At 59.4% G+C, this 14,710-nt stretch carries 17 protein-coding genes and 1 pseudogene; 8 read left to right on the top strand and 10 right to left on the bottom strand.

What is annotated here, in order from left to right; all coding sequences use genetic code 11:
* Positions 1-144 precede the first annotated feature (144 nt).
* Entirely contained in the window at positions 145-771 is a 627-nt protein-coding gene (locus AC1Z1G_RS18870) for a LysE family translocator (protein WP_483621710.1), read from the bottom strand.
* 95 nt (positions 772-866) lie between these two features.
* Positions 867-2,216 carry an NCS2 family permease gene (locus AC1Z1G_RS18865; RefSeq protein ID WP_483621708.1) on the bottom strand — a complete coding sequence of 450 codons (1,350 nt, stop codon included), beginning with the start codon at positions 2,214-2,216 and terminating at the stop codon, positions 867-869.
* A gap of 270 nt (positions 2,217-2,486) precedes the next feature.
* Between AC1Z1G_RS18865 and AC1Z1G_RS18860 the strand changes: the two are divergent.
* A pseudogene (locus AC1Z1G_RS18860) lies at positions 2,487-2,841 on the top strand (PLP-dependent aminotransferase family protein); the annotation flags it as partial.
* A gap of 494 nt (positions 2,842-3,335) precedes the next feature.
* On the opposite strand, the gene AC1Z1G_RS18855 reads toward AC1Z1G_RS18860, so the two are convergent.
* The 5 genes from AC1Z1G_RS18855 to AC1Z1G_RS18835 form a co-directional block, all read right to left on the bottom strand.
* Positions 3,336-3,722: a glutathione S-transferase N-terminal domain-containing protein gene (locus AC1Z1G_RS18855; RefSeq protein ID WP_483621706.1), complete on the bottom strand. Its 387-nt coding sequence runs from the start codon at positions 3,720-3,722 to the stop codon at positions 3,336-3,338.
* Positions 3,723-3,820: 98 nt separating this feature from the next.
* Positions 3,821-4,366 (bottom strand): GTP cyclohydrolase I FolE, encoded by a 546-nt coding sequence (gene folE, locus AC1Z1G_RS18850; RefSeq protein WP_483621704.1) that lies wholly within the window; start codon positions 4,364-4,366, stop codon positions 3,821-3,823.
* 77 nt (positions 4,367-4,443) lie between these two features.
* Positions 4,444-5,001: a Smr/MutS family protein gene (locus AC1Z1G_RS18845; RefSeq protein ID WP_483621703.1), complete on the bottom strand. Its 558-nt coding sequence runs from the start codon at positions 4,999-5,001 to the stop codon at positions 4,444-4,446.
* A gap of 74 nt (positions 5,002-5,075) precedes the next feature.
* Positions 5,076-5,396 (bottom strand): hypothetical protein, encoded by a 321-nt coding sequence (locus AC1Z1G_RS18840; protein WP_483621701.1) that lies wholly within the window; start codon positions 5,394-5,396, stop codon positions 5,076-5,078.
* A 131-nt stretch (positions 5,397-5,527) separates the two neighbouring features.
* Positions 5,528-6,118 (bottom strand): cysteine hydrolase family protein, encoded by a 591-nt coding sequence (locus tag AC1Z1G_RS18835; protein WP_483621700.1) that lies wholly within the window; start codon positions 6,116-6,118, stop codon positions 5,528-5,530.
* 239 nt (positions 6,119-6,357) lie between these two features.
* Here AC1Z1G_RS18835 and prmB point away from each other — a divergent pair, with 239 nt between their 5' ends.
* Positions 6,358-7,266, top strand: coding sequence for a 50S ribosomal protein L3 N(5)-glutamine methyltransferase (prmB, locus tag AC1Z1G_RS18830; RefSeq protein WP_483621698.1), 909 nt, complete (start codon positions 6,358-6,360; stop codon positions 7,264-7,266).
* A gap of 144 nt (positions 7,267-7,410) precedes the next feature.
* Here the strand turns inward: prmB and AC1Z1G_RS18825 are convergent, their stop codons facing one another.
* Together AC1Z1G_RS18825 and AC1Z1G_RS18820 are read right to left on the bottom strand one after the other, a co-directional pair.
* Positions 7,411-8,202, bottom strand: coding sequence for a hypothetical protein (locus AC1Z1G_RS18825; protein WP_483621696.1), 792 nt, complete (start codon positions 8,200-8,202; stop codon positions 7,411-7,413).
* A gap of 98 nt (positions 8,203-8,300) precedes the next feature.
* Positions 8,301-9,311, bottom strand: coding sequence for an alpha/beta hydrolase (locus AC1Z1G_RS18820; RefSeq protein WP_483627913.1), 1,011 nt, complete (start codon positions 9,309-9,311; stop codon positions 8,301-8,303).
* A 95-nt stretch (positions 9,312-9,406) separates the two neighbouring features.
* Here AC1Z1G_RS18820 and aroC point away from each other — a divergent pair, with 95 nt between their 5' ends.
* From aroC to AC1Z1G_RS18790, 6 genes are all read left to right on the top strand, one after another.
* Positions 9,407-10,498: a chorismate synthase gene (gene aroC, locus AC1Z1G_RS18815; RefSeq protein WP_483621694.1), complete on the top strand. Its 1,092-nt coding sequence runs from the start codon at positions 9,407-9,409 to the stop codon at positions 10,496-10,498.
* Positions 10,499-10,526: 28 nt separating this feature from the next.
* A complete protein-coding gene (locus AC1Z1G_RS18810) occupies positions 10,527-11,678 on the top strand; it encodes an MFS transporter (RefSeq protein ID WP_483621693.1) in 1,152 nt (383 codons plus the stop codon).
* Complete coding sequence (locus AC1Z1G_RS18805) at positions 11,675-12,295, top strand: methylthioribulose 1-phosphate dehydratase (RefSeq protein ID WP_483621691.1); 621 nt, start codon at positions 11,675-11,677, stop codon at positions 12,293-12,295. Before AC1Z1G_RS18810 ends, AC1Z1G_RS18805 begins: the two co-directional genes overlap by 4 nt.
* Positions 12,296-12,394: 99 nt before the next feature.
* Positions 12,395-12,940 carry a 1,2-dihydroxy-3-keto-5-methylthiopentene dioxygenase gene (locus tag AC1Z1G_RS18800; RefSeq protein WP_483621689.1) on the top strand — a complete coding sequence of 182 codons (546 nt, stop codon included), beginning with the start codon at positions 12,395-12,397 and terminating at the stop codon, positions 12,938-12,940.
* A 4-nt stretch (positions 12,941-12,944) separates the two neighbouring features.
* Positions 12,945-13,628, top strand: coding sequence for an acireductone synthase (gene mtnC, locus AC1Z1G_RS18795; RefSeq protein WP_483621687.1), 684 nt, complete (start codon positions 12,945-12,947; stop codon positions 13,626-13,628).
* A gap of 295 nt (positions 13,629-13,923) precedes the next feature.
* Positions 13,924-14,160 carry a response regulator transcription factor gene (locus AC1Z1G_RS18790; protein WP_483621686.1) on the top strand — a complete coding sequence of 79 codons (237 nt, stop codon included), beginning with the start codon at positions 13,924-13,926 and terminating at the stop codon, positions 14,158-14,160.
* A gap of 59 nt (positions 14,161-14,219) precedes the next feature.
* Here the strand turns inward: AC1Z1G_RS18790 and AC1Z1G_RS18785 are convergent, their stop codons facing one another.
* A complete protein-coding gene (locus tag AC1Z1G_RS18785; RefSeq protein WP_483621684.1) occupies positions 14,220-14,498 on the bottom strand; it encodes a DUF3509 domain-containing protein in 279 nt (92 codons plus the stop codon).
* Between the last annotated feature and the right edge of the window lie 212 nt (positions 14,499-14,710).

Raw genomic sequence — 14,710 nt, 5'->3', positions numbered from 1 at the left:
TTTTTTTCGTCTTCAGGAATGAGGTGTGTCTGATGACGCCTTCGCGAGCAAGCCCGCTCCCACATTTGATCGTCGTCGAGCACAGATACTGTGTGCACTGAAGATCCAGTGTGGGAGCGGGCTTGCTCGCGAAGCTTTTGCTCTTTAGCGGCTCAACAGCGACGCAGCACCCGCGCCACCGAACAACCCCGCACTGATCCGGTTAAACCAGCTCTGGCCCTTGCCGCTGCGCAGATAGCGCGCCGCGCCATGGGCGCCGAGGCCGTAAGCCAGCTTGCACAGCAGGTCCAGCACCGTCCAGGTGGCGATCATGATCAGCAGCTGTGGCAGAAACGGCTGCTGCGCGCTCAAGAATTGCGGCAGGAACGCGGCGAAGAACAGGATGTCTTTCGGGTTGCTGGCGCCCAGCACAAACGCGCGCCCGAACAACGCCCGAAACCGTGGGGTCGGCGCTGTTTGCGGGACTTCAGTGGCGTGGGCCGGTTGTCGTGATTGCTGCCAGCTCTGCCAGGCGAGGTAGAACAAGTACAGCGCACCGATGATTTTCAGCGCGCTGAACAGTTGCTCTGAAGCCAACAGCAGCGCGCCCAAACCCAGCGCCGAAGCGCTCAGCAGGCAGATCGAGGCAATCACCCCGCCCAGAAACGCCGGGTAAGAGCGGCGTAACCCGTAGTTCAGGCTGTTGCTGATCATCAGCAACGACAAAGGGCCCGGTATCAGGATCACCACCAGGGCGGCGCCACTGAACAGCAGCCAGGTTTCCAGACTCATGACGTTCCTCCATTTGCACAAAAGCCCCACACGAGGAGGGTGAGGCGATTCAAACGGCTTGCTGCAAACGATCAGCAGCAAGCTATCTTCGCAACCTACAAGAAAATGAACTTGGCGATGAAGATCGCACACAGTACCCACAAACTGATGGAAATTTCCTTGTGCTTGCCCGTGCCGGCCTTCAGCACCACGTAGGTGATGAAGCCCAGCGCAATGCCATCGGCAACCGAGAAGGTCAGCGGCATCATGATCGCGGTAACGATGGCCGGAATGCTGTCAGTGGCATCGTTCCACTTGATGTGTTCCATGCCGCCCATCATCAGCATTGCGACATAAATCAGCGCGCCGGCGGTGGCGTAAGCCGGAATCATCCCGGCCAGTGGGGCGAAAAACATTGCCGCAATAAACAGCACACCTACGGTCACGGCGGTAAGCCCCGTCCGACCACCTGCGGCCACACCCGCGGCGCTTTCCACATAGCTTGTTACTGGAGGCACACCGACCAACGCACCCAATACGCTGGAAGCGCTGTCGGCTTTCATGGCGCGGGAGAGGTTTTCGATCCTGCCGTCTTCGCCGACCAGATTGGCACGCTGGGCAACCCCCATCAGGGTGCCGGCGGTGTCGAACATGTGCACGAAGAGAAACGCCAGTACCACGCTGATCATGCTGACGTTGAACACGCTGGCAACGTTCATGGCCATCCAGGTTGGCGCCAGGCTAGGTGGGGCCGACATGATCCCTTCGTAATGCACCAGGCCCAGGCCCCAACCGGCCAGGGTCACGGTGATGATGCTGATGAGGATTGCACCGAATACACGGTGGTAGCTCAGCACCGCGATCATCAGGAAGCAGATGGCCGCGAGCAGCGGGCCGGGCTCGCGCAGGGAGCCGAGTTTGATCAAGGTCGCCGGGCTGTCGACAACGATGCCTGCGGTTTTCAAACCGATCAGCCCCAGAAACAGGCCCACACCGGCACCCATGGCAAAGCGCAGGCTCACCGGAATGCTATTGAGCAGCCATTCACGGATCCGGGAAAAGGTCAGGATCATGAACAACACGCCGGAGACAAACACCGCACCGAGGGCTGTCTCCCAGTTGTAGCCCATGGTGCCGACCACGGTGTAAGTGAAAAACGCGTTCAGGCCCATGCCCGGCGCCAGGCCCACGGGCCAGTTGGCGTAGAGGCCCATCAACAGGCAACCGAGCGCGGCGGCGATGCAGGTGGCGACAAATGCCGCACCGTGGTCGATACCGGCGTCCGCCATGATGTTGGGGTTGACGAAAATGATGTAGGCCATGGTGATAAAGGTCGTGAGACCTGCAATCAATTCGGTCTTCACCGTGGTGCCATGCAAACTGAGTTTGAAGATGCGTTCCAGCCAGCCATTGCGTAACGGCGGCGAGAGTTCCAGCGTCGGGGATTCGGATTTGCGGCTTTCCACAGCGAGTACTCCTCAAGAGTTTTATTGTTATTTCCAGAGCCGGACACAGGAGGTGGGCAGCGGCTCTTTGAGGTACTTGCGAATTTGTTGACTGACTGGTCAGGAACTCGCACGTGGCGAATTATGCTTTTGTATACAAATAAAGCAAATAATGTTTTTTGGTTTGTCGACGAAAAGAGTGGCGATAAGGATATATCGCCAGAAAGGACACCTTCGCGAGCTGACGTTCGACGGTGCCAGCGCCATGCCGATTGTCAGCCGCTTGAAAAAGAGCAGTTTCGTCATCACCTGAGTGAGCTGCGGGACTTTTACTGTGTACGTCGCGATGCGTTCCAGTCGGCGCTGGAAACCCGTTTTGCTGATTTGGCGGAGTGGAATGTGCCGCAGGGCGGGCTGTTTTTCTGGCTGACGTTGAAGCAGCCGCTGGATACCCGGACGTTGCTCAAGGCGGCGCTGGCCAATGATGTGGCGTTCATGCCGGGCGAGTCGTTTTTCCCTGAGCCGGATCGCAATCATGGGCATCTGCGGCTGAACTTCAGCCACATTGACCCGGGCGCGACTGGACGAAGGGCTCAAGCGATTGGCAGCGGCGGTGCGTCAGGCACAGGTTGCGCAAGTCGCGTGAGGGAAGGCTGAAAACAAATAAACCGGCGAATGGGCTAATGCCAATCAGTTAACGTCACTTTTACGAGGAATGCTTCAGGTTGTTTGCCAGACTCGAGAACCACCCCCTCACCCTAACCCTCTCCCCAAAGGGGCGAGGGAACTGACGGCGGTGTTCATTCGAGTGAAATCGACCTGAAAGTCCGAGTCGAACTCAGGTTTTGAAAGGCGTGGAGATCTGCTCCCTTTCCCCTCGCCCCTTTGGGGAGAGGGTTGGGGTGAGGGGTAGATTTCAGATCAAAACAGAGCATCCAGACGCTGAGTTTTCTTAACTGACGGGCATTTGGCGAATGGGTCGGTTTATTTTTGTGCGGGATTTGTGCTGATTGTGCTGGCCTCATCGCGAGCAAGCTTTGCTCCTACGAGGGCAGGGGTGATCAAAATATTTGTGAACGCCACTCATCTGTAGGAGCAAGGCTTGCCCGCGATGGCGCCCTCAAGAACACCTCAAAAGCATCAGGCCGCTGCAAACCGCTTGTCCAGATAATCGATGATCACCTTGGACTCATACATCCAGGTGGTCTGGCCGTTCTCTTCGATGCGCAGGCACGGGACCTTGATCTTGCCGCCTTGCTCCAGCAGGGCCTGACGATCCTGTTCGTTGTTCTTTGCATCGCGCAGGGCCACCGGCACGTTCAGGCGGCGCAGGGTACGGCGGGTTTTCACGCAAAACGGGCACGCGTGGAACTGATACAGGGTCAGGGCCTTCGCGGCTGTTTCAACTTGAGCCTGAGCAGCGGCAGGGCGCTGCTTTTTGCCTGGACGGGTGATGAAGTCGATGAAAATGATCAGTTGGCCGAGGCCGACGCGTAGCCCTTTGATAAGTTGTGCTTTGACGGACACGAGAGCCTCACAGGCAATTGGAAGGGGCGCGCAGCTTACCTGATTTTTCACAGGCAAAAAAAACCGGCGATGAATGCCGGTTTTCTTCGTGCTGCGTGTTACTTGATCAGGCTGAGAAACTCGCTGCGGGTTGCCGCATTTTCGCGGAATTCACCGAGCATCACCGAGGTGATCATCGTCGAGTTCTGTTTCTCCACACCGCGCATCATCATGCACATGTGCTTGGCTTCGATCACCACTGCAACGCCCAGGGCGCCGGTGACCTGCTGGACCGCATCGGCGATCTGGCGGCTGAGGTTTTCCTGGATCTGCAGGCGACGCGCATACATGTCGACGATGCGTGCGACTTTCGACAGGCCCAGTACTTTGCCGCTCGGGATGTAGGCCACGTGGGCCTTGCCGATGAACGGCAGCAAATGGTGTTCGCACAACGAGTAGAGCTCGATGTCCTTGACCAGCACCATTTCGCTGTTGTCGGAGCTGAACAAGGCACCGTTGGTGACTTCTTCGAGGGTCTGTTCATAACCGCGGCAAAGGTACTGCATGGCTTTGGCGGCACGCTTTGGCGTGTCGAGCAGGCCTTCACGGGAGACATCTTCGCCCAGTTGGCCGAGGATCTGGGTGTAATTCTGTTCCAGGGACATGAAACTACCTGTGGGATTTTACGCAAAGGGCAAGGGTACGGCGGCGGGCACGACGCTGCAAGCGTGATGACAGCGCTTTACTCGTCGCGACCTTCCATCATGGTTCGTTTGAGCATCACATAAACCGCACCGGCGCCGCCGTGTTTGGGCTGGCACGACGTAAAGCCCAACACCTGTGGATGCTGGCGCAACCAGGTGTTGACGTGGCTTTTGATCATCGGCCGCTTGCCGTCCAGGCGTACGGCTTTGCCGTGGGTGACGCGCACGCAGCGGATTTCGAACTTGGTTGCTTCGGCCAAAAATGCCCAAAGGGTTTCCCGAGCCTTTTCGACGTTCATGCCGTGCAGGTCGAGGCTGCCTTCGAACGGAATCTGGCCGATCTTGAGCTTGCGTATCTGGCTTTCCTGCACACCGTCGCGGGCCCACATCAGTTCGTCTTCCGGGCCGACGTCGATCACGAACTGGTCGGACAGGCCGTCCACCGCCGCAATGTCGGTACGCACGGTAGCCGCTTGACGCAGCTTGGCGATTTGCGTGCGGTCAGCCTTGGGTTTGCCGGTTTCGGCGCGATCGTGCTTGATCGGCTTGACGCCTTGGATCGCGCTTTTGAACAGGGAAAAATCGTCGTCTTGCATGTCAGCCTCCGCGAAGGGCGGCCAGTTTACCCAACTCGGGCGATGCGGGCGCGGCAAAACGCCGTGGGTGTCGTTCAGTCGTGTTTTTTCATCAGGTGCGGGGCCATGTTCAGCGCCCGGGACTGGCGCGAGCGGCGACGGCAGCGGCGCCAAAGCGCGATGCCTGAATACAACAGCAACAAGCCGATGGCCAGAACCACGGCCGAACCTGCCGGGCTCGCGTTGAGTTCGCCAAGGGCCGTCGGACGGCCAAACAGGCTGGCGGCACCGGCCAGGGCCAGTAATACGCCGAGTGTGGCGAGCAGGGCAGAACAGGCTGCGCCGAAGCGAAACCGCCAGTTGCTGGGGCCTTTGGGCCGCAAGCGGCGTGCGTCAAAACCATCGGATAGCTTCATTCCGACCTTCCTCAATGGGTATCGGCCCTTCGACCGGGAGATGACGGGGATGTTCCTGAGGCTAAGGCAATTGCAGCAAATGAGAGTCTTTTACGGATGAGCGGCGCGGGCGGCCGCTCACCTGTTTTCGATCAAGTCAGATCTTTGGTCAGGGCGAGGGTGGCAAAGTTGTCGGCCATGATCGCCATTTCGGTCTGCTGTACATGTTCGGCGCTGAGGATTCCACCTTTGTAGGGCAGGTCCCGCGTGGCGCAGGCGTCTTCGACCAGGGTGCAGCGAAAGCCCAGGTTTTTTGCCGCGCGCACCGTGGTGCTGACGCTGGAATGGCTCATGAAACCGCAGACGATCAGGTCCAGGGAGCCGAGGTCTTGCAGGCGTTTTTCAAGTTCCGTGCCGTGGAAGGCACTCGGCAGCAGCTTGCCAATGATGGTTTCGTCGGCGTGCGGCTCCAGGCCTGGAATGAATTCACCGCGCTCACCTTGCGGGTCGAACAGGCCACCGACGGTGCCGAGGTGGCGAACATGCACAACCGGCCGGCCGGCATGGCGGGCGGCGGCGACCAGCAGCTTGATGTTGTCGACGGCAGTATCCATGCCGTGCAGGGCCAACGGGCCGCTGAGGTACTCTTTCTGGGCGTCGATGATCACTAGGGTCGCGTGGCTCAAACTGGCAGGTGCATAACCGCGGCCGCTGAGTTGAAACATCGTCTTTGGAACGGACATTCTGGGGCTCCTTCGAGTGGGGCTTTTGCGACATTGTCCTCTGGCTGAGCGCTTCTGTGAATCGCTACTATCGTAGGCACCGTCGTTGCTGGCCTGCAGACTCTCAAGAGCAGCGCCTATGTTCAATCAAAAGCTAAAAATCAGGATGGCTCCTACATTTGCGCGATCCTTTTTCATGCGTCGTCGGGGCGGGTTTAGGCTGTTAGAATCGCCAGTCGTTTTTTTTGGAGTTTTGCCCCGTGATCACTTCCCGCCTGCGTACTTTGCGCGACCATATCCGTTGGGCCGTCAGCCGTTTCCATGGGGAGGATCTGTTTTTCGGCCATGGGACCGACAACGCCTGGGACGAAGCCCGTCAGTTGGTGCTCGGTGCGTTGCATCTGCCGTGGGAAATCGCCGACAGTTACCTTGACTGCGCCCTTGAAGACGATGAACTGGTGAACCTGCAACGCCTGCTCAAGCGCCGCATTGAAGAGCGCATCCCTACTGCGTACCTGCTGGGCGAGGCGTGGTTCTGTGGCATGTCGTTCATTGTCGACGAGCGGGTGTTGATCCCGCGCTCACCGATTGGCGAACTGATCGAGAAACGTTTCGAACCGTGGCTGGGTGCTGAGCCTGCACGGATTCTCGACCTGTGCACCGGCTCGGGCTGCATCGGCATCGCGTGTGCGTATGAGTTCCAGAACGCCGAAGTGGTGCTGGCCGACCTGTCGTTTGAAGCCCTGGAAGTAGCGAACCAGAACATCGAGCGTCATGGCGTCGATGAACGTGTGTTCACGGTTCAGGGTGATGGTTTTGACGGTTTGCCGGGTCAGCGGTTCGACCTGATCGTGTCCAACCCGCCGTATGTGGATGCGGAAGATTTTGCCGACATGCCGGACGAGTACCAGCATGAACCCGAATTGGGCCTGGCCTGCGGTGACGATGGTTTGAACCTGGTGCGGCGCATGCTGGCCGAAGCGGCGGACCACCTGACCGAAAAGGGTCTGCTGATCGTTGAAGTGGGCAACAGCCAGGTTCACGTCGAAGCGTTGTACCCGGAGGTGGATTTCGCCTGGCTGGACTTCGAACGCGGTGGGCATGGTGTGTTTATGCTGACTGCCGAGCAGTGCCGTCAGCATCAGGCGGTATTTGCTTCCCGCGTTTAAGTTCGGTCAATGTGGCGAGGGAGCTTGCTCCCGTTGGGCTGCGTAGCAGCCCCTTGCTTCTCAATGAGTTGGCAGGATTGCGACCGCTTCGTGCTGGAACGCCAGCCCGGTCGAACGGGAGCAAGCACCCTCGCCACAAGCGCTTTAGCGGTGTGTCGCAATCCAGATCAGCAACCCGGCCTGGAACACCGAGAACGCCACCAGGCAGGTGATGGTGAAGCGCAGCCCGCTGTCTTCGCGCTTGAACTTGGCGACTTTATCGTCCTGCTTCTTGATTTTGACTTCCTGTTCCGCCAGGTTCTGTTCGGCTTGCTGAAGCATCTGCGCGGCTTCGAGAATTTCCACGAACTGCAGTTTTTCGGTGTTCCAGTCACCCAGCAGGTCGCCGACGGTCGTCTCTTTGACGCTGCCCTTCAAATGCTGGGCGTCTGCGTAGACCACATCGAAACCTTGAACGCGCAAAAAGTGATCGCGGCGCAGGCGCGTGTCTTCGTTGAGGGCGTCCTTGTTGTTCAGGTTCATGCCGTCGACCTGATAGCTTGACCACTTTTTCTTCGCCCAGGTAATCCCTTGAGCGGCCAGAAAACGGCCGATACCACGGTTCGACGGTTCGATCTGCAAACCGCTGTCCGGGCCGAAGTGCACACGCCGTTCGGTGTGGTCGACCCACACGTCCAGATGATTCTGCTCTTTGCGCACGCGCTGGCCGGGCAGGGTGATGCTCATGCGCAGCAAGCTGTGCTGCTTGTTGTTGCGCTCGGCATAGCCGAACTCGACAAAGCGCAATGGCCGCCCACCCGTGGCGCGGTCAGTTTGCAGCGGCGCCAGGCGGAGCATCTTGTGGTGCTCGACATGGACGTCCGACCACGGTAGCTCGACCGCTTCTTTGGCGGTTTTGTCGGCTACTGTTTCGGTTGAATTCTGGGTATCAGTCATAACGGCGAGATCCTGTCCAAGCCCGGCATGTCGGCAGCAAGTGAATTGTCGACAAAGACTTATCGGCCGCTTTTTTCAGGACTGGAGAACAAAACCGCTTAACTGGCGGGAAGTCCGTCTATAAAGCTCAAGATCCGTGCCCCGAGTTCAGCGGCCAAGGGCAATTGCGGGTCCTTGTACGATGCCATTTGTCGCTTGACGTCATTGGGCACGATGCGCAGCACGTGGTTCATGCCCTCGATCAACGCCAGTTGGGCGTCGGGTTTGGCGGCCTTCAACAGTTGAGCGTCGCCGACGCCGACCTGGATGTCGTTGCTGCCCTGGATAATCAGTGCCGGCATCTTCAGTTGGCCGAAAACGGCTGCCGGGTCCTGGCGAAACAGCGAGATCAGGTACGGTTGCACGCTGGGGCGGAAAATCACTTGCAGCTGTGGCGGCACATTCTCGTCGACCTGGCCGGCCTTGAGGCTGTCGAGCAGTTCGCTTGCGCGCAGCATCAGCGCAGGCGGCAAGCGATAGCCCAGCTGCTGGCGCAACACCTGGTCCACCGGGCGGGCGCTGCCGGACACGGAAATCACTGCCGCAGCGCCAGCCTTCGGCGCAGCCAGGCTGGCGATCAGCGCACCCTCGCTGTGGCCGAGCACAATCAAGGGGCCCAGGCGTGGATCGGCCTTGAGCTTCTGCCCCCAGGCCACCGCGTCGGCGACGTAGGCCTCGACCGACAGATTGCGTTCGTCCGGTGTCGCGGCGAGGCTGGCGGCCACGCCGCGTTTGTCGTAACGCACGCTGGCGATGTTGTGTTTGGCCAGCACCCAGGCCAGGCGCTTGAGGCTGTCGTTGCGCCCGCCGTCGGGGTTATTGCCGTCACGGTTGGTAGGGCCCGAGCCCGGAATGATCAGGACAACCGGCACCGGGCTGTCGGATTTTGGCAGCAACATCGAGCCATACAGCTCGCCGTTGCCGGTGTCCAGGCTGATCGGACGTTGCAGGACAGTGGCCTGGACCACACTGGAAAGCAGGCCGGTAAACAGGGTAAGGCTCAAGGCAATAACTCGCAGCATCATCACGCCATCATTCACAAGGTGTCGGTTGGACTTGCAGGCACCGATAAGGTTCGAGGATGAACTAGTTGGGTAGCCTGCGTATACTCGCCCGCACTACATATTCAGGTTGAGTTACTCAGCGATTTCACGGAGCGCCCTGCATGTCCGGCAATACCTACGGCAAGCTGTTCACTGTCACCACCGCGGGCGAAAGCCATGGCCCGGCGTTGGTCGCCATTGTCGACGGCTGCCCGCCGGGGTTGGAGTTGTCCCTGGACGACCTGCAGCGTGACCTTGACCGCCGCAAACCCGGCACCAGCCGCCACACCACCCAGCGTCAGGAAGCCGACGAAGTCGAAATCCTCTCGGGCGTGTTCGAAGGCCGCACCACCGGTTGCGCCATCGGCCTGCTGATCCGCAATACCGACCAGAAGTCCAAGGACTACTCGGCGATCAAGGACCTGTTCCGCCCGGCCCACGCCGACTACACCTACCACCACAAGTACGGCGAGCGCGATTACCGCGGCGGCGGTCGCAGCTCGGCGCGTGAAACCGCCATGCGCGTGGCGGCCGGGGCCATTGCGAAAAAGTACCTGGCCACCCAGGGCATCGTCATTCGCGGCTACATGAGCCAGCTCGGTCCTATCGAAATCCCGTTCAAGACCTGGGAGTCGGTTGAGCAAAACGCATTCTTCAGCCCGGACCCGGACAAAGTGCCGGAGCTTGAGGCCTACATGGATCAACTGCGCCGCGACCAGGATTCGGTCGGCGCGAAGATCACCGTTGTGGCAGAAGGGGTGAAGCCGGGTCTTGGCGAGCCGATCTTCGACCGTCTCGACGCAGAACTGGCCCACGCGCTGATGAGCATCAACGCAGTAAAAGGTGTGGAAATCGGCGCCGGTTTTGCCAGCGTGGCCCAACGTGGCACCGAGCACCGTGACGAGATGACCCCGGAAGGTTTCCTGAGCAACAACGCCGGCGGCATTCTGGGCGGGATCTCCTCGGGCCAGCCGATTGTGGCGCACCTGGCCCTCAAGCCCACGTCGAGCATCACCACGCCGGGCCGTTCGATCGACGTGCATGGCACCCCGGTGGACGTCATCACCAAGGGCCGCCACGACCCGTGCGTCGGCATCCGCGCCACGCCGATTGCCGAAGCGATGATGGCCATCGTGTTGATGGACCACCTGCTGCGCAATCGTGGGCAGAACGCCGACGTGCGTGTCAGCACGCCGGTGCTGGGCCAGCTGTGATGCCATGCCCTGACGTCGCTGCGGTCTGATGGCCGTGGCGGCGCTGCCGTACTGGCGGTTATCCAGTTTCTATCTGTTCTATTTCGCCTTGCTCGGTTCGACGGCGCCGTTCCTGGCGCTGTACTTCGATCACCTGGGGTTTTCGGCTGCACGGATTGGCGAGTTAGTGGCGATCCCGATGCTGATGCGCTGCGTGGCGCCAAACATTTGGGGCTGGCTCGGTGACTACACCGGTCGACGCCTGGCCATCGTACGCTTTGGCGCGGTCTGCACGCTGCTGACCTTTTCCCTGATCTTTGTCAGCAAGAGCTACGCCTGGCTGGCGATGGTCATGGCGTTGCACGCGTTCTTCTGGCATGCGGTGTTGCCGCAGTTCGAGGTCATTACCCTGGCGCATTTACAGGGCCAGACCTCGCGCTACAGCCAGATCCGCTTGTGGGGTTCGATCGGTTTCATCATCACCGTGGTTGCACTGGGGCGGCTGTTCGAATGGTTGAGCCTGGACATCTACCCGGTGACGCTGGTGGTGATCATGGGCGGCATTGTCGTCAGCAGCCTGTGGGTGCCGAACGCCCAGCCGGCGCAAGGCAATCGCCTGTCGGGCGAGGGCTTTCTCATGCAACTGCGCAGCCCCGGTGTGTTGGCGTTTTATGGTTGTGTGGCGCTGATGCAGATGAGCCACGGGCCGTATTACACTTTTTTGACCTTGCACCTGGAGCGCCTGGGCTACAGCCGTGGCGTGATCGGCCTGCTCTGGGCCCTGGGCGTGGTGGCCGAAGTTCTGATGTTTTTGTTCATGAGCAAGATTCTTGCGCGGTTTTCCGTGCGCCGGGTGCTGATGGCGAGTTTCCTGCTGGCGGCGTTGCGCTGGTTGCTGCTCGGCTCGTTGGCTGAGTTCCTGTGGGTGCTGCTGTTTGCGCAGGTTTTGCACGCGGCCACTTTCGGCAGTTTTCACGCCGCTGCCATCCATTTCGTGCAACGTAGCTTCGGCGCTCGCCAGCAAGGTCAAGGGCAGGCGTTGTACGCCGCGCTGGCCGGCACCGGCGGTGCGCTCGGCGCGTTGTATTCCGGTTACAGCTGGAACGCGTTGGGCGCTACATTGACCTTTAGTATTGCCAGCCTCGCAGCTTTGGCTGCAGCCGTTATCATTGCCACACGTATGCAAGAGGACAGGCCATGAGCCTTACCCGTGAAGAACTGGCCCGACAAATTATAGATGCCGGGCGTTTTCTGTATGGCCGCGGCTGGTCGCCGGCCACCAGCAGCAATTATTCGACAAGACTGTCGGCCACCGAGGCCTTGCTCACCGTCTCCGGCAAGCACAAAGGCCAGTTGGGCCTCGACGATGTACTCGCAACGGACCTGTCGGGCAATAGCCTGGAACCGGGCAAGAAACCGTCCGCCGAAACCCTGCTGCACACGCAGTTGTACCAATGGCGTGCCGACATCGGGGCGGTGCTGCACACCCATTCGGTGAATGCCACGGTGCTGTCGCGCCTGCTCCAGAGTCACGTCATCACGTTTGAAGACTATGAGCTGCAAAAGGCCTTCAGCGGCATTGCGACGCACGAGTCCAAGGTCCGCGTGCCGATTTTCGACAACGATCAGGACATCGAACGCCTGGCGTCCAAGGTTCAGCCGTGGCTCGACGCGCACCCCGATTGCGTCGGCTATCTGATTCGCGGTCATGGCCTGTACACCTGGGGCTCGAAGATGAGTGATGCACTGCGCCAGATCGAGGCCTTCGAATTTTTGTTCGAGTGCGAGCTGAAAATGCGTTCGTTGACCCACCGATAACGCGCACTTCACCCGAAGTCGCCAACCGTCTGATGAAATGCCTTGCCAGACCGGCCTGTAAAAGCCGGACGGCAGCGCCGCTAATGAGGAATTGCCAGTATGAGCAGCCTGTCCGTTTACCACGTTTCCAGCCCCGACCTGCCGAACAAGGTCCTGACCCATTTCGAAGACATCGCCTCGACCCTGGCCGAGCAGGGTGTGCGCTTCGACCGCTGGCAGGCCGCCGCGAAGATCCAGCCGGGCGCGAGCCAGGCAGAAGTGATTGCCGCTTATCAGGTGCAGATCGACAAACTGATGACCGAGCGCGGTTACATCACGGTCGATGTGATCAGCCTTAACAGCGACCACCCGCAAAAAGCCGAGTTGCGCGCCAAGTTCCTTGACGAGCACCGCCATGCTGAAGACGAAGTCCGGTTTTTTGTCGCGGGCCGTGGGTTGTTTACCCTGCACATCGGTGACTATGTGTACGCCGTGCTCTGCGAAAAAAACGACCTGATTTCTGTCCCTGCCGGCACCCCGCACTGGTTTGACATGGGCGAGCACCCGCACTTCGTGGCCATCCGCCTGTTCAACAACCCGGAAGGCTGGGTGGCCAATTTCACCGGCGAAGACATCGCCAGCCGTTTCCCGCGTCTGGAGGACTGAAACGATGACGATCAAAGCCATCCTGACTGACATCGAAGGCACCACCAGCGCCGTGAGTTTTGTGTTTGAGGTGTTGTTTCCGTATGCCGAGCGACATCTGGCCCTGTTTGTTCAGCAGCAGGGAGGCCGCCCGGATGTTCAGGCGCAACTGGAGGCGGTGCGTGTCGAGAGCAACGAGCCCCAGGCCAATCTTCAACGCGTGATAGAGATTTTGCAGGGCTGGATTGCGCAAGACCGTAAGGCCACCCCGCTCAAGGCCCTTCAAGGAATGATTTGGGAGCAAGGTTATCGAGACGGAGAGCTCAAGGGTCATGTATACCCGGACGCCGTTGCGGCGCTGAAACAATGGCACCAGGCCGGTTATCAACTGTTTGTTTATTCGTCCGGTTCGATCCAGGCGCAAAAGCTGATTTTCGGCTGCTCCCAGGCGGGTGATCTGTCGCCGTTGTTCAGCGGCTACTTTGACACCACCTCCGGGCCCAAGCGTGAAGCAAGCTCCTATGAGCGCATCACCCAGGCCATCGGCTGTGCGCCGCAGCAGATTTTGTTTCTCTCCGACATCGTTGAAGAACTCGACGCCGCACGCCTGGCCGGCATGGCCACCTGCGGGCTGGTGCGCGAGGGCGGGACGCTGGCCGGGCATGCCAATGTCACGACCTTCACCCAGATTGATCCCGCCACGTTCTGATGCACAGCGACTGACAGATGGCGGCCTACCGTCGTGTGTCAGTCGCGGCCTACAAGGTCTGTAAACGTCCAGCGGTTCACAATGGACTTGCCATCTGTAGGACATGTAGGACGTTGCCTGTTGGTAAGTCGTCCATCCCTGTTTGTCACTTTCCCGACTTGTTTAATCTTTCGCCTGTGTAACTCTTTGGTCTCGAAGTATTTGCCGGTCTGTACCGTACTGGGCACAGGGCAATGTCGCGGTTTTATGAGGAAGAGGGAGCAGGATGAAAACAGTACCCCCCGTGGAGGGGCCTGTGTCGAAACCGCCGAAACGGCTGCGTCCGGACGCTGCGGGCAAACCCCTGAGCGAGAAGGAACTGGAAATCCTGCGCTGGGCCAAGGCCGGGAAAACCGTGTGGGAAATCAGCGTGATCAAGGCCATTTCAGAGGCGACGGTGAAGTTCCACCTGAGCAACATCTACACCAAGTTGCGGGTGAGCAATCGGGCGCAGGCGGTGGGTGAAGCGGTCAACCGGGGGTTGCTGGGGTGAAACGCATCAGGCCGTGCAGCGCGATGGCGTACACGGCCTGAAGGTGCGGGCGGCAGGGCTCAGGCCGAATAGTAGGTCGGCAGGGCGAAACGTTGTTGGCTTTGCAGCATGGAGATTTGCGGCAGCTCGCTGGCTTGTTCTGCCAGGTCACGGCGGATGGCGCTGATCACCCACGATAACTGATCGCCGGCATGCAACTGCGCGTAGGAGATCGAGCGTTTGAACACTTTGCCTTCGGTGCTGCGCAACGTCAGCAAAATACCGCCGTCAGGTCGTGCCTGAGTGGTGACGTCGAAATGGGAGAACAGGGACGAAAATTTTTCCTGGATCAGATTCATGTCTATCAGCTCCGTGAGTACGTAGGTGCAACATGGAGTGATAGCTGCAGTGATTGTGCCAGTATCTTGTTTTAAAAAATTCCTTGTTTATCAATAAGTTATAAATTGTGTGGATTTTCTGTTTCGTGCATTTTGCATGAATGGCCATCGTGCATCCTGCATTTTGCCGGGAGGTGCGTTGCTGTTTCAGCCGTTGCCCGAGTGGGCCTGGA

Source organism: Pseudomonas sp. JL27(2026), from assembly GCF_056933555.1.
This window is presented reverse-complemented; position numbering and strand designations above follow the sequence as displayed.